At 39.9% G+C, this 19649-nt stretch carries 14 protein-coding genes; 8 read left to right on the top strand and 6 right to left on the bottom strand.

The genetic code is table 11. The features are described 5' to 3' along the window. Position 1: 1 nt before the first annotated feature. The 5 genes from I6E11_RS01990 to rsmH are packed head-to-tail and all read right to left on the bottom strand — an operon-like array spanning position 2 to position 6160. Positions 2-1270: a phospho-N-acetylmuramoyl-pentapeptide-transferase gene (locus tag I6E11_RS01990; RefSeq protein ID WP_235336151.1), complete on the bottom strand. Its 1269-nt coding sequence runs from the start codon at positions 1268-1270 to the stop codon at positions 2-4. Positions 1271-1281: 11 nt separating this feature from the next. Beyond that, the gene (locus I6E11_RS01985) at positions 1282-2736 is read right to left on the bottom strand and encodes a UDP-N-acetylmuramoyl-L-alanyl-D-glutamate--2,6-diaminopimelate ligase (protein WP_235336150.1); all 1455 of its coding nucleotides are present in this window, start codon (positions 2734-2736) and stop codon (positions 1282-1284) included. A gap of 27 nt (positions 2737-2763) precedes the next feature. After that, positions 2764-4878 carry a penicillin-binding protein gene (locus I6E11_RS01980; protein ID WP_235336149.1) on the bottom strand — a complete coding sequence of 705 codons (2115 nt, stop codon included), beginning with the start codon at positions 4876-4878 and terminating at the stop codon, positions 2764-2766. After that, complete coding sequence (locus I6E11_RS01975) at positions 4878-5234, bottom strand: FtsL-like putative cell division protein (RefSeq protein ID WP_235336148.1); 357 nt, start codon at positions 5232-5234, stop codon at positions 4878-4880. The genes I6E11_RS01980 and I6E11_RS01975 overlap by 1 nt, the downstream gene beginning before the upstream one ends. 11 nt (positions 5235-5245) lie before the next feature. Beyond that, a complete protein-coding gene (gene rsmH / locus I6E11_RS01970; RefSeq protein ID WP_235336147.1) occupies positions 5246-6160 on the bottom strand; it encodes a 16S rRNA (cytosine(1402)-N(4))-methyltransferase RsmH in 915 nt (304 codons plus the stop codon). Between the two features lie 292 nt (positions 6161-6452). Between rsmH and I6E11_RS01965 the strand changes: the two genes are divergently transcribed. The 7 genes from I6E11_RS01965 to I6E11_RS01935 all read left to right on the top strand — a co-directional run bounded on the left by I6E11_RS01965 (position 6453) and on the right by I6E11_RS01935 (position 14155). Continuing rightward, a complete protein-coding gene (locus I6E11_RS01965; protein WP_235336146.1) occupies positions 6453-7271 on the top strand; it encodes a lyso-glycine lipid O-acyltransferase GlsA in 819 nt (272 codons plus the stop codon). A 31-nt stretch (positions 7272-7302) separates the two neighbouring features. Beyond that, a complete protein-coding gene (locus tag I6E11_RS01960; RefSeq protein ID WP_235336144.1) occupies positions 7303-8280 on the top strand; it encodes a glycine N(alpha)-acyltransferase GlsB in 978 nt (325 codons plus the stop codon). Between the two features lie 143 nt (positions 8281-8423). Then, complete coding sequence (locus I6E11_RS01955; RefSeq protein ID WP_235336143.1) at positions 8424-9755, top strand: deoxyguanosinetriphosphate triphosphohydrolase; 1332 nt, start codon at positions 8424-8426, stop codon at positions 9753-9755. A gap of 54 nt (positions 9756-9809) precedes the next feature. Continuing rightward, complete coding sequence (gene dut, locus I6E11_RS01950) at positions 9810-10244, top strand: dUTP diphosphatase (RefSeq protein ID WP_235336142.1); 435 nt, start codon at positions 9810-9812, stop codon at positions 10242-10244. Positions 10245-10262: 18 nt separating this feature from the next. Next, positions 10263-12041 (top strand): tetratricopeptide repeat protein, encoded by a 1779-nt coding sequence (locus tag I6E11_RS01945; RefSeq protein ID WP_235336141.1) that lies wholly within the window; start codon positions 10263-10265, stop codon positions 12039-12041. Positions 12042-12049: 8 nt separating this feature from the next. Then, positions 12050-12874, top strand: coding sequence for a lipoprotein insertase outer membrane protein LolB1 (locus tag I6E11_RS01940; RefSeq protein WP_235336140.1), 825 nt, complete (start codon positions 12050-12052; stop codon positions 12872-12874). Between the two features lie 6 nt (positions 12875-12880). Further along, a complete protein-coding gene (locus I6E11_RS01935; RefSeq protein ID WP_394800088.1) occupies positions 12881-14155 on the top strand; it encodes a murein hydrolase activator EnvC family protein in 1275 nt (424 codons plus the stop codon). 80 nt (positions 14156-14235) lie between these two features. On the opposite strand, the gene I6E11_RS01930 is transcribed toward I6E11_RS01935, so the two are convergent. Beyond that, positions 14236-15945, bottom strand: coding sequence for a GH35 family beta-galactosidase (locus tag I6E11_RS01930; RefSeq protein WP_235336139.1), 1710 nt, complete (start codon positions 15943-15945; stop codon positions 14236-14238). Positions 15946-16565: 620 nt separating this feature from the next. On the opposite strand from I6E11_RS01930, the gene I6E11_RS01925 reads away from it, so the two are divergent. Then, positions 16566-19649, top strand: coding sequence for a SusC/RagA family TonB-linked outer membrane protein (locus I6E11_RS01925; RefSeq protein ID WP_235336200.1), 3084 nt, complete (start codon positions 16566-16568; stop codon positions 19647-19649).

The following is a 19649-nucleotide window of genomic DNA, read 5'->3' as shown; positions in this document are numbered from 1 at the left end:
TTTATCTTATCTTTAATGTTATTATTGTCAGTGCTGCCAAAACAATTGTTACTATCCAGAACCTCACTGTTATCTTTGATTCATGGAACACGTTGCTTGGTCCTGTAAATATGTATGAACAATTAGGATCCAGTTGCGCTATTGTTGTCCTGAAGTGGTCATGTATAGGCGTGCGTTTGAAAATCCTTTGCTTTACACCTTTCTTTTTACCTCTCTGGAAATATTTTACTTGCAGTATTACCGAAAGGTTTTCCACTAAAAATACTCCACACAGAATAGGTATAAGCAGTTCTTTGTGTATAATAATAGCAAAAACAGCAATTATTCCGCCTATGGTTAAACTTCCTGTATCTCCCATGAATACCTGTGCCGGAAATGCGTTATACCAAAGGAATCCTATAAGGGCACCAATGAATGCACATATAAATATAACCAGCTCTTCGCTTCCAGGTATATACATTATATTAAGATACGAAGCATATTCTATATGACTTGATACATACGCCAGTATTCCTAGTGTAACACCTATTATGGCAGAGTTCCCTGCAGCCATTCCATCCATACCGTCATTTAAGTTGGCACCGTTGGATACAGCTGTCACAACAAAAATCGTAATTATAACGAATACTATCCATCCTGCTGTTTGTGCATGTTCGCCCATGAAACCTACAAAGTCAGCATAGTCAAGGTTGTTATTTTTGAAGAATGGTATAGTTGTTTTTGTTGATTTTTCATTCTGGGCCTTATGTATTACGTCAACCACCTCACCATTTCTCTGTATCTCTACATTTTCACGTATTACGACATCAGGACTTAGATATAGGGTTAGGCCTACAATAAATCCCAGTCCTACCTGACCTATGATTTTGAACTTGCCATGCAGTCCTTCCTTGTCTTTCTTGAATACTTTTATGTAGTCATCCAGGAAGCCCAAGGTTCCAAGCCATATAGTAGTTATGAGCATCAATATCATGTACACATTGTGTAATTTTCCTATAAGCAGACATGGAATAAGTATTGCTACTATAATAATAATACCTCCCATTGTAGGCACCCCTTTTTTGTTTACATTGAAGGGGTCAATTGATGCATCTCTCTGTGTCTCTGTAATTTGTTTCTTTTTTAGCTTGTTTATAAAATACTCTCCGAATATTGACGAAATCAGTAATGACAGTATAACAGCTATCAGTGCACGGAATGAAACATACCCAAACATTCTTGCACCCGGGAAATCAAACTGTTCCAGATAGTTGAAAAGATAATATAACATTTTATTCCTCTTTATTCGTTGCTGAAAATTTCTTTTACTATTTCTTTGTCATCGAAGTGATATTTTACTCCTTTAATGTCCTGATAATTCTCGTGACCTTTACCGGCTATTAATACCACGTCTCCTTGTTGGGCCAACATACATGCTGTACGTATTGCTTCCTTTCTGTCTGTTATAGCCAGGACTTTTTTCATCTCTTCTTTATTAAGTCCTGCCAGCATATCGTTTATAATATCCTGTGGCTCCTCAAATCGTGGATTGTCCGATGTTATTATAACTCTATCACTTTGTTTTACAGACTCTTGTGCCATAATAGGTCTTTTGCCTTTATCTCTATTTCCTCCGGCGCCTACCACTGTAATTACATTGCCTCTACCTTTCAGCACATCGTGTATTGCATTCAATACGTTTACTAAAGCATCAGGTGTATGTGCATAATCTACTATTGCGGTATATCCTTTAGGCGAACGTACTGAATCAAAACGTCCGTTTACAGGTCTCAATGTGCTTAACTGAAGTAAAATCTCTTCAGGCTTTTTACCCAATAGATTAGCGGCACCGTAAACAGCAAGCAGATTATAAGCGTTGAATTTTCCAATAAACTGAACATTAACTTCAGTATTGTTTATATCCATAAGCATTCCTTCAAAACCGTCCTCAAGAACTTTACCTTTGAAATCGGCCATAGTCCTTAATGAATATGTAGCAACTTTGGCTTTTGTGTTCTGCACCATTACCATACCGTTTTTATCATCGGCATTAGTCAGTGCAAAAGCCGTTTTTGGCAATTCGTCGAAGAAAGCTTTCTTTGCCTTAAGGTAATTCTCAACGGTTTTATGATAATCAAGGTGGTCTCTTGTCAGATTCGTAAATATTCCACCGGCAAATTTAAGTCCCCCGATTCTCTTTTGTGCTACAGAGTGGGAGCTGACTTCCATAAAGGCATATTTGCATCCCTCGTCTGCCATTCTTCCCAATAATCTGTTTAGCGTAATAGGGTCTGGAGTAGTATGCTCTGTAGGGATAGCTTCACCGTCAACATAATTACATACTGTTGAAATCAATCCCACTTTATATCCAAAGCTTCTGAACATGTCATACAGTAAAGTAGCAATTGTAGTTTTTCCGTTTGTGCCGGTCACTCCAACCAAATCAAGCTTTTCTGTAGGATTACCGTAGAAAGTTGTTGCTATTTTCCCTACAATGTCTTCTGTATTGTTTACAACGACGTATGTTACTTCTTTATTCAACTTTTCAGGTAGATTTTCACATATTATGGTTGTAGCTCCCAGTTCGGTCGCTTTTTCTATATAATTATGTCCGTCGGCCTGTGTACCTTTTATTGCTATGAATGCATAGTCTTCCTTTATATTTCTGGAATCTATTTCAATTCCTTTTACTTCTATTTCTTCATTACCGTAAATTTCATATTTCCCGGCAAGCTTTAGTAGTTCTTTTAGAATCATATCTGTTATTCTTTATTATATTGTTCTTTAATGTTTTAAAGTCAATGTTATGGTTTGTCCTTTTCTGACAGTGCTTCCTGGGGTTATGCTTTGCGATACCACTCTTCCCATTCCATTCAGTCTCACTCTCAGTCCTTTCTCTTCTAGTAGGAATACGGCATCTTTAGCTCCCATGCCTCTGACGTTTGGAACGAGCTTCTCTTTAATGTTCAATTCGTTCAGTCGCACGTCATTCGTCTCACCGGCAGCCTTACACCATTTTATCTCACTTCCAAGGTCATTATAATTTACTCCAAGTTCATCCAGAATGAATGTCGTTTGCTTTACATTGCCGTTTTTGGTATCAGGAATCATAACAGATGTAGAATCCTTGGCCTGTTCCAAATCAAAAAACAGATGCTTGGCATAAACTCGCTCTGCTATTTTACTGAATACACTACCGGCCTGAACACCTCCTGATGGACTTGCTTTAGGTGCCTGTATCGCTACGTAACAACTATACATAGGATTGTCTGAAGGGAAGTATCCGCAAAAACTTACCAAGTGTTTGGTTCCTCCGCTTTTGTATCCGGCTTTTCCTTGAGAAATCTGTGCAGTACCTGTTTTACCTGATACGCTGAACAGCTTGCTTCCAGCTGGTTTGGCCAATCCGTTGGTAACAACACTTTTCAGTATCATTCTTATTTGACTCAGTGTATTGTCAGAGCAAATCTGGTCGTTTATTGTTTCGACAGGAAAATCTTTTATTACATTTCCTTCTCTTGTTATAGCTTTTACAAATCGTGGCTTGACCATTTTGCCATCGTTTGCTATTGCATTATAGAAGTTAAGAATATAAATAGGAGGTATCTGTGTCTCATAACCTATACTCATCCAGGGTAGGGTGGTTTTGGCAAAATATCTTTCTTTCGGTCCTAATATTCTAGGACTTGCTTCACCTATAAATCCAAGATTTAAAGGAGTGTCAATACTCATTCTTTTTATTCCATCAATAAACTTCTGAGGATTGTCACCATAGAACTTGTCAATTATCTTTGACACACCAATGTTTGATGAAACTTCGAGTATTTTGGTAACATCAATTACACCATATCCTCCTTTATACCAGTTCCAGTCCCTCATTTTGCTACCATGCATATTTACTATACCCTGTTCCGTGTCAACTTCGTAATCAGGGGTTATATATCCATCCTCCATTGCCACCATTATAGATGCAGTCTTGAATGTGGACCCGGGTTCCATAAGGTTACTTACCGCCAGATTTCTCATCTCGTAATATTTCCCGTCTCCGGCTCGCGTCATGTTGACGTTGGCTTTCACGTCCCCGGTCTTTACTTCCATTACTATGGCAACCCCGGCTTCAGCTTGAAGACTGGTCAATTGGTCTACTAAAGCTTTTTCTGCAATGTCCTGCATATCCACGTCTATGGTGGTAATAAGATCACATCCGTCTACCGGTGCCTTGTCTACAATGTTCAGGTACATATTCCTTACCTTCTGTCGGTGTGTTATTCCCACTTCACCTTTAAGGTATTTGTCGTATGTCAATTCAAGTCCGTTTTTGGCTCCTAAAGCAGTGTCGGGATATAAGTCCCCTAAAGTTCTCATTGCAAGCGAACCGAAAGGTTTTTTTCTTTGATTATATGCCAGTTCGTGAAGTCCGCTACTGTACCTGTTAAGTGAGAATACTGGTAGCTTTTTTACTTCCTTATATTCTATGTATGAAATTCTGTTCGGATAAAGCAGATAATTCCTGCTTCCCAGTTTTCTGCCCCTTAAAATCGTTTTTCTGAACTCAGCTGCACTTTTGTCCGGAAAGATTCTGTGAAGCCCTTCGCATATTTCCTGCAGATGGTTCATCAGCATTGTATCTTTCTTTACGCCACCAGCCTTAAAATCCATATATATTCTGAATTCAGGTAGACTGCTGGCCATCAGCTTACCGTCGGCAGAAATAATGTTACCTCTTGTAGGAAAAACTATGACATTTTCTCTTACAAATCTGTCTGCTACGTCTTTCCAGTATTGTCTTTCGGCAAACATGATAATACCAGCCTTCACGATTACTGCAATGGCCAGAAGAGCCATAATGAGAACGAAAAAGGTATATCTTAAAGTTATGTTCTTATGTCCCGGTATCATCAATAGTCCTCCTTTATCAAATATGGTGGTTTGGCAGAAGTTTCAAGTGGAGTTCCTTTTTCTGAAATATATGTCTCTATTCTTGACTGTCTGCTTTTCTCTGTCAGTTCAGATGAAATTGTCAATGCGTCATATTTTATGTCTGTAAGTTCCTTTTTCAGCTTGTCAATCTCTATCATTTCTCTTTGGCTAGAATATCTGTTGTCGATATAAACTATAGTAAGCACTACTATCAGACATAACAGGTTTATCTGTCTTCTGAAAAAGTCATGGGCCAGAATGTCACCACCTAGAATACTCTTCCATGTGATTCCGGAGTTTTTTTGTTCATTTTTTAAATTATCCTTGTTACCCATATTGCCAGCAATTATTTCTTTTCAGCTATTCTTAACTTCGCACTTCTTGACCTTGGATTTGTTTCTATTTCCTCATCACTCGGTACTATCACTTTATTGTTTATAATCTTGAACGGTGTCTTTACGTTTCCGAAAAAATCCTGTTCCGATTTTCCTTCTATATTTCCTGTTTTCATCATGTTTTTCACCATTCTGTCCTCAAGTGAATGATATGTGATAACCGAAAGCCGTCCTCCCGGTTTTAGAATCTCTGAAGCAGAGACAAGCATTTCTTTCAGTGCCTCCATTTCCTGGTTTACTTCAATTCTTAAGGCCTGGAACACTTTTGCAAGCTCTTTTTTTTCTCTTTCCTTTCCATATAGCGGCTTTACTACTTCAAGGAAATCGCCAATTGTATCAAATTGTTTTATTGTTCTTCTTTTTACGATAGTAGATGCCAGCTTTCTGCTGTTTTTCAGTTCGCCATACAGATAGAAAATATCAGCAAGTCTTTCTTCGTCATAATTATTCACTATGTCAGCAGCAGTTGTTCCGGCTCTTTTGTTCATTCTCATATCCAGTTTGCCGTCGAATCTGAAAGAAAAGCCTCTTTCCGAATCGTCAAAATGATGTGATGAAACTCCCAGATCTGCCAATATGCCGTCTACCTCTGTAATCCCGTAATATCTTAGGAAATTCTTCAGATATCTGAAATTGCTTCTTACGAAAGTGAATCTCTTGTCTTTTACGATGTTATTCTCAGCATCCTCATCTTGGTCGAAGCTGTAGAGCTTACAGCTTTTGTCCATCCTCTTCAGGATTTCTTTTGAATGTCCGCCTCCGCCAAATGTAACGTCCACATAAACCCCTCCTTTTTTCAAGTTAAGTCCGTTTATGCTTTCATCCAGCAGAACAGGTATATGGTAAGTCTGTTTTACATCGTCCATAAGTGTTGTTTTTTTATGTTTTATACCTTATTATCCAAATTAGGCGTAAAATTATAAATTTCTTTACAGAAAAGTGCTATGAAGAAATGAAAATCTTTCCAAAAGTTATCAACAGGCAGGGCTATGAATTATTTAAACGTTGATTGTTTAAAACAAATGTAAAATATATATCCTAAAAACGGTAATTGCATATTTTTTAGTATATTATTGCGTAATTTTTCCCTTAAAATGTAACTTTTTGCAAAAGATACACTATTTTTGCGCTGAATAACCCGAAAAAACAATAAAGTATATGTCAGACAATTCTGTTTTTCTGATTGATATTGATAAGATTTTAAAGGATAAGGCAGGCAAGAAAGCTCGTCGTATTCCTCGTTTCCTTGTTTCTTACCTTAAGCGTATAGTACATCAGGAAGAGATAAACAGCTTTCTGACCAGTGTTGCCGATAAGACAGGTGTTGATTTCCTTGAAGCTTGTATGGAATATCTGGATATCAAGCTGGAAGTTGAGGGATTGGAGAATCTTCCGTCTTCAGGGTTATGTACGTTTGTTTCAAATCATCCTTTGGGAGGACAGGATGGTATTGCTCTAGGATATGTATTGGGTAAACATTATAATGGGAAAATAAAATATCTGGTCAACGATTTGCTCATGAACCTTCATGGCCTCGCTCCTCTTTGTATTCCGATAAACAAGACAGGTTCACAGTCGCGTGATTTCCCAAGAATGGTAGAAGCCGGTTTCAGGTCGGACCAGCATATTATAATGTTTCCTGCAGGTTTGTGCTCCAGAAGGAACAAAGGAGTTATAAAGGATTTGGAGTGGAAAAAAACTTTTATATCCAAAAGTATTGAGACTCATCGTGATGTAGTGCCTGTTCATTTCGAAGGAAGAAACTCGGACTTCTTTTATAACCTGGCCAATATATGTAAGTTTCTGGGCATAAAATTCAATATTGCAATGCTGTATCTGGCTGACGAAATGTATAAGAACAGACATAAAACATTTAAAATAACATTTGGAAAGCCAATTCCTTGGCAGACATTCGATAAGTCACGTTCTCATGCCGGGTGGGCAGAATATGTGCGTGATTTGGTCTATAAATTATAGTTCACAAAGAAAATAACAAGATAGAAGATATATGGAAGATATTATTGCTCCGATTGATAAGGAAATATTGAAATCGGAATTGACAGAAGACAAGCGATTAAGATTTACTAATAAGAGTAACAATGAGATATACATAGTTACTTGGAAAGACTCTCCTAACGTGTTGAAGGAGATTGGTCGTCTGCGTGAGATTGCTTTTCGCGAAGCAGGGGGAGGAACTGGAAAATCGTTGGATTTGGATGAATATGATTTGATGGAGAACCCATACAAGCAGTTGGTGGTATGGAATCCTGACGCAGAAGAAATTCTGGGAGGATATCGTTATCTCTTTGGTGATGAAGTGGAATTCGATGAGCATGGCAAGCCTGTATTGGCTACGGCTCATATGTTTAATTTCTCTGAGAAGTTCTTGAAGGAATATTTGCCGTATACGGTTGAATTAGGCCGTTCGTTTGTTACTTTGGAATACCAGTCCAGCCGTGCCGGCTCTAAGGGGCTTTTTGCTCTTGACAATCTTTGGGACGGTTTAGGAGCTCTTACTGTGATAAATCCTAAAATGAAATACTATTTCGGTAAGATGACTATGTATCCAAGCTACAATCGTTATGGACGCGATATGATTCTTTATTTTCTGAATAAACATTTCAGCGATCCTGATGCCTTGATTACTCCTGTACAGCCGCTGGAGATAGAGACAGACGTGAAACAGCTTGAGAAACTGTTCTGCTGCAATACATTCAAGGAAGATTATAAAATCCTGAATACAGAGGTGCGTAAGTTGGGATATAATATTCCTCCATTGGTAAATGCTTATATGAGCCTTTCGCCTACAATGCGTATGTTCGGTACAGCCATTAATTATGGTTTCGGCGATGTAGAAGAAACCGGAATACTTATTGCGGTGGATGAAATATTGGAGGAGAAGCGTGTACGCCATATAGAGTCTTACATAAAGGAACATCCGGAAGCATTAAAACTTACTTCTGGTGCAAATCCTGTAGTAAGCTGATAATATATTTATGAGTTATGATAAAGGGTGGAGATGAGATAATTCTTCACCCTTTGTTGTTTTGGTACGTCTTTACTTGACAATCAAAAAGTTGAATATTGGGAAACATTATTTTATCTTTGCAATGTTAAATACTGAATATCATGAATTGGCAACAACTAATTTCAAATAAAAGGTTCGGTCTGGAGCATCTGCATGAGTTAAGGAAAGATGACAGGACCGAGTTTCAGCGTGATTATGACCGGCTTATATTTTCTGCTCCGTTCCGTCGCTTGCAGAACAAGACTCAGGTTTTTCCGTTACCGGGAAGCATCTTTGTTCATAATCGTCTGACGCACAGTCTTGAAGTGTCGTGCGTAGGGCGCTCTTTAGGAAATGAGGTGGCACAGCAACTCATAGCCGGACATCCGGAGCTTGCCGATACCCATTTGAGCGAGATAGGCTCCATTGTTTCGGCTGCGTGTCTTGCCCATGATTTGGGTAATCCGCCTTTCGGACATTCCGGCGAAAAAGCCATCGGTACATATTTTTCCGAAGGGAAAGGGCAGAAACTTAAAGACCTGCTTACGGACGAAGAATGGAATGACATTATACATTTCGAAGGAAATGCGAATGCATTCCGTCTGCTCACTCACCAGTTCAAAGGACGTCGTCAGGGAGGTTTTGTCATGACATATTCCACTTTAGCCTCAATTGTGAAATATCCTTATTCTTCCACTTTGGCGGGGAAAAAACAGAAATTCGGTTTCTTTCTGACTGAGGAAGAGTCTTATAGAAAAATAGCAGATGAACTTGGTATAATCAGATTGAGCAACGATGGAGAGCCCGTAAGATATGCACGTTATCCTTTGGTGTATCTGGTAGAGGCTGCCGACGATATATGCTATCAGATGATGGACATAGAGGATGCTCACAAGCTGAAAATACTTACGTCTGAAGAGACTAAACAGTTGTATAGAGGATTTCTGAGTAAGGAAAGACTTGAACGCACTGATATGATATGTTCGATGGTTACAGATACAAACGAACAGATAGCTTATCTTCGCAGCACAGCCATAGGTATACTGATAAAGGAATGCACGCGTGTGTTTGTCGAGAATGAAGAAAGCATACTGGCGGGAACATTTAATGGTCCTTTGATAAATCATATGAACGAGCATGTGCGAAAAGCGTATGAGGCGTGTTCACATACAGCCTACAGCCGTATATATTGTTCTAAAGATGTGGTAGATATAGAACTGGCCGGTTATCAGGTTATTTCCACTCTTACGGACCTTATGATTGAAGCAGTGCGATATCCGGAAAAGGCATATTCGCATCTTCTAATCAACAGAGTGTCTGCACAGTATGATATGGCAGCGCCAACATTGTATGGAAAGATTATAGCAGTCCTTGATTATATATCCGGAATGACGGATGTATATGCGCTTGATTTGTATAGAAAAATTAATGGTAACAGCCTGCCTGCCGTTTGATTTTGAGAAATAAAATATTTCTATTTACTTTGTGACGTAAAAAAGTTTATCTGTATGAAAATTAGAATTATCAATAAGTCAAAACACCAGTTGCCACAGTATGCAACTCCTCTTTCAGCAGGACTCGATCTTCGTGCCAATATAGAATCTCCAATAACTTTACAGCCATTGCAGCGTTGTCTGGTTCCCACCGGACTGTATATGGCACTGCCGGCAGGTTATGAGGCTCAGGTGCGTCCACGTAGCGGACTTGCCATAAAGAAGGGGATAACAGTTTTGAACAGTCCGGGTACTATAGATGCCGATTATAGAGGCGAAATATGCATTATCCTTGTAAATTTGTCCAACGAACCTTTTGTGATTGAGGATGGTGAACGCGTAGCACAAATGGTTATTGCCCGTCATGAACAGGCTGAATGGGAAGAAGTTGAAACATTGGACGAAACCGAACGTGGCGCAGGAGGTTTCGGTCATAGTGGTAAGAAATAACAACTAACAAATTTAAAAATGCCTTATATATTTATAATAGTAATTCTGTTGCTGTCGTCTTGCGGAACATTGAAGTACAAGAGAATGGCAAACGATAAAAATGCAACAGAATTAGTTGATCCTTTGACATACGAGCAACGCCGTAAATTCGATTATTATTTTCTCGAGGCTGTCCGCATGAAGCAAAAAGGTGAATATGATGCCGCCTTTCAGCTTTACAGTCACTGTCTTGACATATATCCGCAGTCGGCAGCAGTATTGTACGAGATATCACAGTTTTATATGTTCCTCGGGCAGGAATCGAAAGGAGAGGAAGCTCTGAAGCAGGCAGTACGTTCGGACGATACCAACTTTTGGTATAAGCAGACATTGGCATCCTATTATCAGTCCAAACAAAACTGGCTGAAGGCTATATCTGTCTACGAAGATATGGCCCAGATATTTCCGTCACGTCTTGAACCTTTGCTTTCTCTGGCCGACCTGTATAACCGTACAAAAAGCTATGACAGCCTGGTTACTACTCTCAACCGTATTGAAGAGTTGGACGGTAAGTCCGAACAGGTAAGTATGGAAAAGTTCAGGGCATATCTGCAACTTGACGATATGGAGAAAGCATTCAGCGAAATACAGGCTTTGGTAGACGAATATCCTTATGACATGCGTTACAGGACTGTGCTTGGAGATGTCTATCTCAGTAACGGACGTAACGAGGAAGCTCTCAAAGTGTATCAGGACATTCTTAAGGAAGAACCGGATTATGCTCCGGCTATGGTTTCAATGGCATCATATTATCAGAAAACCGGACAGGACAGTCTGTATAATATTCAGCTTGATTCCATCCTTGTGAATATGAATGTCGATACAAAACTGAAACTTGATTTCATGCGTCAGTTGATATTGAAATCGGAACAGACAGACAGAGACAGCACTAAAATTATCCGCTTGTTCGATACCATACTAACGAAGAAACAGCCTAATGCAGATATTCCGATGCTTTATGCACAATATCTTATAACCAAGAAGATGGAAAAAGAATCGGTTCCTGTACTGAATAAGGTATTGAGTCTGGACCCGGAAAACAAGCCTGCAAGACTACAGCTTCTTAGTTATGCCATACGCGACAATAATCTTGACGAAGTAATTCGTGTTGCCACTCCAGCTTTGATATATACCCCTGACGCTATGGAGTTCTATTATTATCTGGGACTTGCGCATTACCAGAAAGATCAGACAGATGAGGCTCTGGATGTATTCAAGAAGGGAGTGCAGCAGATAAACGAGAAAAGCGATAAAGGTATTGCTTCGGATTTTTATTCTATTCTGGGCGATCTTTACCACTCGCGTGAGATGAAGGCCGAAGCATATGCTGCATATGATTCTTCGTTGGTGTATAACCCTAAAAACATCAATACGCTGAACAATTATGCATACTATCTTTCTGTGGAACGTGTAAACCTTGATAAGGCTGAAGAAATGAGTTTTATAACAGTGAAGGCTGAGCCGGAGAATTCAACTTATCTTGATACATATGCCTGGATATTGTTTGAGAAAGGAAGATATACCGAAGCACGCATATACATAGAGCAGGCAATGGAAAACGGAGGAGACAGTAGTCAGGTTATAGTGGAACATTGTGGCGATATTTATTTCAAACTGGGAGAAAAGGAAAAGGCACTTGAACTTTGGAAGAAAGCGCTTACACTAGAGCCCTCGCCCGAAGAAGGTTCAACTCCACGTCCGGAAAAGGAAATAAAAAGGCTGAAGCAAAAAATTGCTCTACGTAAGTATATAGAATAACAGATTATATGAGACACATCAAATACATAATCCTTCTGGCATTGGTCCTGTCTTCATGTTCCACATCGAGGAACTCCTTACGTAATACGATGATAGGAGGACTCTCCGGTACGGAATATATGGAGAAGGTAATAGAATGGACACCTGCACGTGATAATCTGACGGCTCGTGCAGGCATAGAACTTTTTACAGGATCGTCATCGCCACTCAGTGTCAACGCCAGCCTCCGTATACGCCGAGGAGAGATTATCCGCATCAGTGTTGCTCCTTTTTTAGGCATAGAGGTGGCTCGCATTGATATTACTCCTCAGAAAATATTGGCTGTGGACAGGATGAATAAAAGGTATGTGGAATTGGGCTTTGCCGAAATAAGCAATTTGCTCAATACCGAACTTGATTTCAATATTCTGCAGTCGCTTATACTTAACGAAATATTCCTGCCTGGCAAAGAGAAACTTTCATTGTCCGATGCCGGGAAGTTTTCGCTAACTCCTTCGGACAACCGCGCACAACTACAGGTGAAGGGCACTAAACGTATAGGATACAGTTTCTTTACATCTGCTACCGACGGGCGCTTGGAGGAAACCGTAATATCACTTAAGAATTTGCCTTATTCTCTTCATTGTCAATACGATGATTTTGTCATGCTGGGTCGTGATGTGTTTCCCCAGAAAATAGAAATGTTTCCTGAAGGTACCGACAAGAAATATTCATTGAAGATGAAACTGTCGCGTATGGGCGAGGATTCGAATTGGGATGCAAGTACCGAACTTTCGTCAAAATACAGAAAAATGTCATTGCAGGAACTGTTGAAGTTGTTTATAAAGCAGTAAACTATTATGTACACTCAAATAAGATTCATATTATTCATGCTTTGCACACTGTCGGTTCAGTGTGTGTGTGCCCAGTCTACACCCAAAATACGACAGCTGGAGAAAGAACGTAACGAACTCCATCAGCGAATAAGTGAATCGGAAACCCTGCTGCGCTCTACAGGAAAGGATGTAAAAAGCCAATTGGACAATCTGGCACTTATTACGGGGCAGATAGACGAACGTCGCCGTTATCTTTCCTCTATCCAGAAAGATGTGAATGCCATACAGCAGGAGATAAACCGTCTGGAAAATGAACTGAAAGTATTGGATACTGACCTACAGTTGAAACGTGAACGATATGAAAAATCTCTGAAGTATCTCCACCGTAACAGCACTATACAGGAGAAACTTATGTTCATTTTTTCTGCCGATAATTTGAGCCAGATGTACAGACGTTTGCGTTATGTCAGGCAATATGCGGATTTTCAGCGTCTTAAAGGTGAGGAAATAAAATCGAAACTATCGGAAATAGAAGCAAAGAAAAAGGTTACAGAGGAATCATACGAAGCAAAAGTTGCGTTACTGAAACATCAGGAGAGCGAGAAGAAAAAACTGGAACTTCAGGAAGCAGAAAGAAAAAAAATGCTGTCGTCCATGCAGAACAAACAAAGGCAGCTTAAAAAAGAGTTGGAGAAACAGCGAAAAGCAGCCAATAAGCTGAATGCCGAGATAGACCGGTTGATAGCTATAGAGATAGAAGCTGCACGTAAGAGGGCTGAAGAGGAACGCCGCAGGAAAGAACAGGCAAAGAAACAGTCGGGTAGTGAGGTGAAGAAACCGACGGAAAAGATGGAAGAATACAGTATAGACGATTCTGACAGAAAGCTTTCAGGTACTTTCGAACGTAATAAAGGACGGCTTCCTATTCCTGTAACGGGCCCTTATGTAATAGTAGGCCGTTATGGTCAGTATCAGGTTGAGGGGTTACGGAATGTCCGTCTGGATAATAAAGGAATAGATATAAAGGCAAAGCCGGGTGCAATGGCGAGAACCATCTACGACGGAGAGGTGACGGCTGTATTCCAATATAATGGTCTGGCAAATGTCCTTGTGCGTCACGGAAGTTACATTTCTGTGTACTGTAATCTTGAGTCTGTTATAGTAAAACAAGGTAGTCAGCTTAAAGCACGCGATGTCCTTGGACAAATAAAAACTGATGCAGACGGCAATACTGTCCTGCATTTCCAGTTGCGAAAAGAGAAGGAAAAGCTTAATCCAGAACTATGGATTACCCGATAACGGAAAACGCCTTGACGTTTTAGGAAAAACGAGCTGTCGTTTTAACCAAAATGTCAAGGCGTTTTAAGTGAAGTGTCAGGTTATTTATACTCGTACAGTTTTATGTGCAATATACTGAAATCGTCCACCCCAATTCTGACGTGTCTGCCTTGGTGATCCTGGTCGCCATTCAGCCTGCGTAGATATTTCATTTCTCCGTTCTGGTCTATGCTAACCTCGTCCACTGAACCGATACCAATACGTTTCTTGGCATACCATGCTTCTGCAGAAGGAGTAGAGTTGCTGCCGGCAGCCACAAATCCGTCTTCGCCAAGCTTTTTCTGAACAGAACCTTTCAGCTCATCAGGGTCTTTGAATTCTATTACTATACCGCTTCCTGCCACAATGTACTCATACTTGTTCAGTCTTATAATCAGTCCGCCACCTTCAGGCCAAGTGCTTCCGTCTGTGGCACGAGGGTCCCAAGGCAGGGTGAAGAAATGCTTGCATTGCAGTGTCATACCGTCCCATTCAATGTCCCGGGTTTTGTTTTCCTGGTCAAACAGGATACCTTTCATCATATCTTTTCCCTGATATTTAGTGATTACCGGCATTAGCTCTTCCAATGTCTTGTATCCTTTTGTAAGCTTGAATTCGCCATCATCCGGTGCATCCTCGATAGAGAAAGGACTGAAGCCTATGGCATCATGCTGTCCGAACACGTAGAATGCGCGTACGCCGTCGTTAGCCTCAAGCTTGATTTCCGGTATGAAAAGAGGGTTGTTGTGTAGTTTATATTGTGAAACCCAGTCGACGAATCCTTTGTCGTACAAGTCCGGAGCAAGAAGGTCGATACCTGGGGCTGCACATTTCCATATATCTATAAGGTGTGCCAGCGGACCGGCAGAAGGATATTCGCCCGGTTTTCTGTTTCTGCTGTTCATGGCAGCATTTACATACATAGGCAGATTATATACTTCTCTTCCTTTTTTAATCATCTTCTCTACGTATGCAGCATATTGCCATGCCATGAAAATCTCATCTGTGTAGATATCTTTTCCGAAAACCTCTTCCCATGTTCCGGTAGTTTTGCCACCTGCATTTGTCCATTTCTCTTTTAGCCAAGGGTGGAGAGAGGATTTGTTCTTTTTAATGTATTGTGTCAATTCTTCGGGAATGGCAGAATTGAATAGCTTGTTTGCTGTTTTCGAGTGGTCTCTTGCACTTTCCAGCATTCCTATTTCATTTTCTACCTGCACCATTATAACGGTGTTCTCTTTTTCGTCCACTTCCTTGATGTGTCCCATCAGTTTTACGAAAGCTTTTGAGTCTGCTTCGAATACATTATCAGAAAAAGGACTGGCAATTTCGACTGGTTTTCCGCTTTCTGTATAGCAGCGTGGGTATTTTTTGTAATCACTCTTGAACCATAACGGTGCATAACAACTCATTGAGTTTTTCCATGCTCCGAACCATAGGAAAACAACTTTCATATCGTGTTTTCTGGCTTCGGCTATGGTCTTGTCTATTAGCGAAAAGTCAAATTTACCTTCTTCCTGTTCTATAAGGTCCCAATAGGCAGGAACCAGTACGGTGTTCAGCCCGATACGTTTCAGTCTGGGGAAAATGTTTTCAATGTCTTCGATGGATGATGCTGACGAATTTCCAAGTTCTCCGGCAAGAAGTAACATAGGTTTGTCGTCTACTACCAGCTGTGTGGCTGTTCCCTGTTTAATCCAGTGAGGTAAATTTTGAGCATGCAATGATGATATGGCAAGAAATAGCGCCATAGATAATAAATGTTTTTTCATGAGATTAAGTTTAGTAAACAGAACAAAGGTAATTTAATTTGTTTTTCCCATGAAATAATATTCAGAGTAAATATAATGTATGTAATATACGTTGAAATATATGTAATGTTTAATAAATAGCAGTACGGCTTTTTGTAGGAATCAATGTGAAATAATATTTTACAATCAATACATTTATGATTTTTGCTTTTGTTTAATAAGTTCCAACGCTACTATAGAATGTTTCATATAGTTACGAATTATGTGGTTGTAACAATGAAAAATGGCCATACCATATATTGTATACTGTTAATGTTACAAACATGATAGTTTTTGTAACATTCGTAACATCTAATGTAACATACATGATATAAACTGGTAATATTTGAAACTATGTTTTGCTTTTTTATATGTAATTTTGTGATGTGAAAAATTATTGTTTTAAACTTTAAAATAGCTAAACATGAAAACAATTTGTAACTCTGGTTAATTATTGATTATTATTCTTTTTGAGATTTATTTTTTTTGTTTTTATAATTTATAATATAATGAAAAACATACGAGAACATTGTTTTCGCATTACTAGTCTCGATAGAACTAGATTGCGGTTATTGAAAGGATGTTTGTCCTTATTATTAATTATGTTATGTAACCTTTCGGCTTTTGCCCAAAGCTTCACTGTAAAAGGAAAGGTTCTTGATGCTAACGATGAACCATTGATAGGTGCTGCTATCGTACTTAAAAGTCAAAGTACTACAGGAACTGTGGCAGATTTTGATGGAAATTTCACATTGGAAGTTCCTGATAAAAATGCAGTTTTGACGGTTTCTTATCTTGGTATGACTCCTCAAGATGTAAATGTGAATGGCCGTAGTATGATTGTTGTTGTATTGCGTGAGGATTCAGAAATGCTTGAAGAAGTTGTTGTGGTAGGTTATGGACAACAGAAAAAGGCTTCAGTTGTAGGTGCTATTACTCAGACTAAAGGTGAAGTTTTAGAGAGAGCCGGTGGTGTTACAGACATTGGTGCTGCATTGACCGGTAATCTTCCTGGTGTTATTACTACACAGAGTTCTGGTATGCCAGGTGAAGAGGAACCGGAAATCGTAATTCGTGGAGCAAGTTCATGGAATAACAGCTCTCCTTTGGTGTTGGTGGATGGTATCGAACGTCCAATGAGCTCTGTTGACATCAGTTCCGTTCAGTCAATTTCTGTGTTGAAAGATGCATCTGCCACAGCAGTATACGGTGTTAAAGGTGCAAATGGTGTTATACTTATCACAACCAAACGTGGCCAGGAAGGTAAAGCGCAAATTGATGTATCTGCACAGGCAACAATGAAAGTTCCTTCTAAATTACCAAGCAAGCTTGATTCATACGATGCTTTGACTGCACGTAATTTTGTTGTAGAACACGAATTAGCTCTTGATCCAAATTCTTGGGATTATATTACTCCACAAGCTATTATAAATAAATATAGGTATCCTGTTAGTTTGGCAGAAGCCGAACGCTATCCTAATGTTGACTGGCAAGACGCTCTATTCGAAAATTATGCAATGTCATATAATGCCAATCTTAACGTAAGTGGTGGTACAAAATTCGTAAAATATTTCGTTTCTGCTGATTTCGTGAACGAAGGCGACCTTTTCAAAATTTATGATAACGGACGAGGTTACAAAAGTGGATACGGCTACAATAGAATAAATGTGCGAAGCAACCTAGACTTCCAATTGACGAAAACCACATTATTAAAAATAAACCTTGCCGGTTCAAATGGAATAAGGATGGCGCCATGGGGACAAGGCGATTCTTCAAGTTGGAGTGCCGCACAGTTTTGGGCAGGTGCATACGGCATTGCGCCTGATGTATTCATGCCTGTATATTCTGATGGCACTTGGGGTTATTACCCTAACGTGTCTAACATTTCAAACTCAGCTGCAATATTGGCACTGGCAGGAAACGAAAAGACCACTACCACACGTATCAATACCGATTTTACCCTTGAACAGGATTTAAGCTTTATTACAAAGGGATTAAGTCTTAGAGGTATGGTTTCTTGGGACAACGTATTCGTGGAGTCAGGACGAGGTATTAACGACCTAAACAATTCTCCACAATACAAATGGATAGACCCTGCAGATGGCACTACATATTACAAATCAGGGTATGACACCAATAACAAATTCGATTTTCAAGATAACATTTTATGGCAGACAGCCGCAGGTTCCGTTAACAATAGTGCCACACAACGTAATTTGAACTACCAGATACAACTTAACTGGGCACGCGACTTTGAAAAGCATAACGTAACGGCAATGGGGTTGTTCAGTCGCCAAGAAACAGCATTGGGTAGCGTTATACCTAGCTACCGTGAGGACTGGGCATTCCGTACCACCTATAACTACGCGGACAAGTATTTTGTAGAGTACAATGGAGCATACAACGGTTCTGAGAAATTCGCACCAGAGTATCGTTTTGCATTCTTCAACTCTGGAGCCATAGGATGGATGCTTTCCGAAGAAAAATTCATGAGTTTCACAAAAAAATGGCTTGACATGTTAAAAATACGTGCTTCATACGGTGAAATTGGTGACGACAACGTGGCAGACCGCTGGTTATACATGAGCCATTGGGCTTTAGGCAACGGAGAAGGTGGAGGTTACAGTCTAATGGATTTGAATGCCAATGCAAGTTCTTTCCAATGGTACCGTGAAACCGCTATGGGGAATCCTGACATACATTGGGAAACAGTGAAGAAGTTCAACCTTGGTATAGATTATTCCTTCTTGGGAGGTCTTCTTGCGGGTACAGTAGAAGTATTTCGCGACAGGCGTACAGACATTATAGTTAATGGTGGAGAACGTGCAGTACTTCCTATATTGGGTATAGATGCCCCTTCTGCTAACTTAGGTGAAGTGAAAACCAAAGGTTATGAACTGGAACTCCGTGTGAACAAAGTATTTGAAAACAAAATGCGTCTATGGGGAAATTTCAATATGACGCACGCCAAAAACGAAGTGATAGAACGCGACGACCCTGAAATGACACCTGCATACCAGAAACAGGCTGGATTCAGCATAAACCAGAGCCATTCACACATCGACAAAGGTTACTTGGAGAATTACGACCAAATTTACGGCGCACCTATACATAGCACAAATGACGGACAAATGCTCCCTGGCGACTATTATATAGTAGATTTTAATGCCGACGGTGTGATAGACGACAAAGACGGCGCACCATACGGATACTCCCCCACTCCACAGAACACATATAATGCAACGATAGGTTTCGAGTGGAAAGGTTTTAGCGCATTCATCCAGTTTTATGGTGTGAATAACGTTACACGCGACGTTACGCTTACGAGTTTCGTGAACAAAACTAACATCGTTTATGACAATGGAACATGGTGGTCCAAAGATACTCCGAATGCCGACAGGACTATGCCGCGCTTCATGACTACACCATCCTACAACACTGGTACCCAGTATTTGTACGATGGTTCATATATCCGTCTAAAGAATGCCGAAATTGCATACACTTTCGATAGTGGATGGGTAAGAAAAATAGGTATCCGCAATTTGAAGGTATTCCTTAACGGAAACAATCTTTGGCTATGGACACGTATGCCTGACGACCGTGAATCCAACTTTGCCGGAGCAAGTAATCAAGGATCCTATCCAACTATGAAACGTATTAACTTAGGTCTAAAATTCACATTATAA

It is taken from the genome of Bacteroides caecigallinarum, assembly GCF_021531075.1.
GTDB classification, from domain to species: domain Bacteria; phylum Bacteroidota; class Bacteroidia; order Bacteroidales; family Bacteroidaceae; genus Phocaeicola; species Phocaeicola caecigallinarum_B.
The sequence above is the reverse complement of the archived record's forward strand: the minus strand, read 5'-3'. Positions and strand labels throughout refer to the sequence as shown.

Bases quoted from the DNA above. Each gene is read 5' to 3' on its own strand.
- I6E11_RS01990 (WP_235336151.1), bottom strand. From the start codon at position 1,270: ATGTTATATTATCTTTTCAACTATCTGGAACAGTTTGATTTCCCGGGT.
- I6E11_RS01985 (WP_235336150.1), bottom strand. From the start codon at position 2,736: ATGATTCTAAAAGAACTACTAAAGCTTGCCGGGAAATATGAAATTTAC.
- I6E11_RS01980 (WP_235336149.1), bottom strand. From the start codon at position 4,878: ATGATACCGGGACATAAGAACATAACTTTAAGATATACCTTTTTCGTT.
- I6E11_RS01975 (WP_235336148.1), bottom strand. From the start codon at position 5,234: ATGGGTAACAAGGATAATTTAAAAAATGAACAAAAAAACTCCGGAATC.
- rsmH (WP_235336147.1), bottom strand. From the start codon at position 6,160: ATGGACGATGTAAAACAGACTTACCATATACCTGTTCTGCTGGATGAA.
- I6E11_RS01965 (WP_235336146.1), top strand. From the start codon at position 6,453: ATGTCAGACAATTCTGTTTTTCTGATTGATATTGATAAGATTTTAAAG.
- I6E11_RS01960 (WP_235336144.1), top strand. From the start codon at position 7,303: ATGGAAGATATTATTGCTCCGATTGATAAGGAAATATTGAAATCGGAA.
- I6E11_RS01955 (WP_235336143.1), top strand. From the start codon at position 8,424: ATGAATTGGCAACAACTAATTTCAAATAAAAGGTTCGGTCTGGAGCAT.
- dut (WP_235336142.1), top strand. From the start codon at position 9,810: ATGAAAATTAGAATTATCAATAAGTCAAAACACCAGTTGCCACAGTAT.
- I6E11_RS01945 (WP_235336141.1), top strand. From the start codon at position 10,263: ATGCCTTATATATTTATAATAGTAATTCTGTTGCTGTCGTCTTGCGGA.
- I6E11_RS01940 (WP_235336140.1), top strand. From the start codon at position 12,050: ATGAGACACATCAAATACATAATCCTTCTGGCATTGGTCCTGTCTTCA.
- I6E11_RS01935 (WP_394800088.1), top strand. From the start codon at position 12,881: ATGTACACTCAAATAAGATTCATATTATTCATGCTTTGCACACTGTCG.
- I6E11_RS01930 (WP_235336139.1), bottom strand. From the start codon at position 15,945: ATGAAAAAACATTTATTATCTATGGCGCTATTTCTTGCCATATCATCA.
- I6E11_RS01925 (WP_235336200.1), top strand. From the start codon at position 16,566: ATGTTATGTAACCTTTCGGCTTTTGCCCAAAGCTTCACTGTAAAAGGA.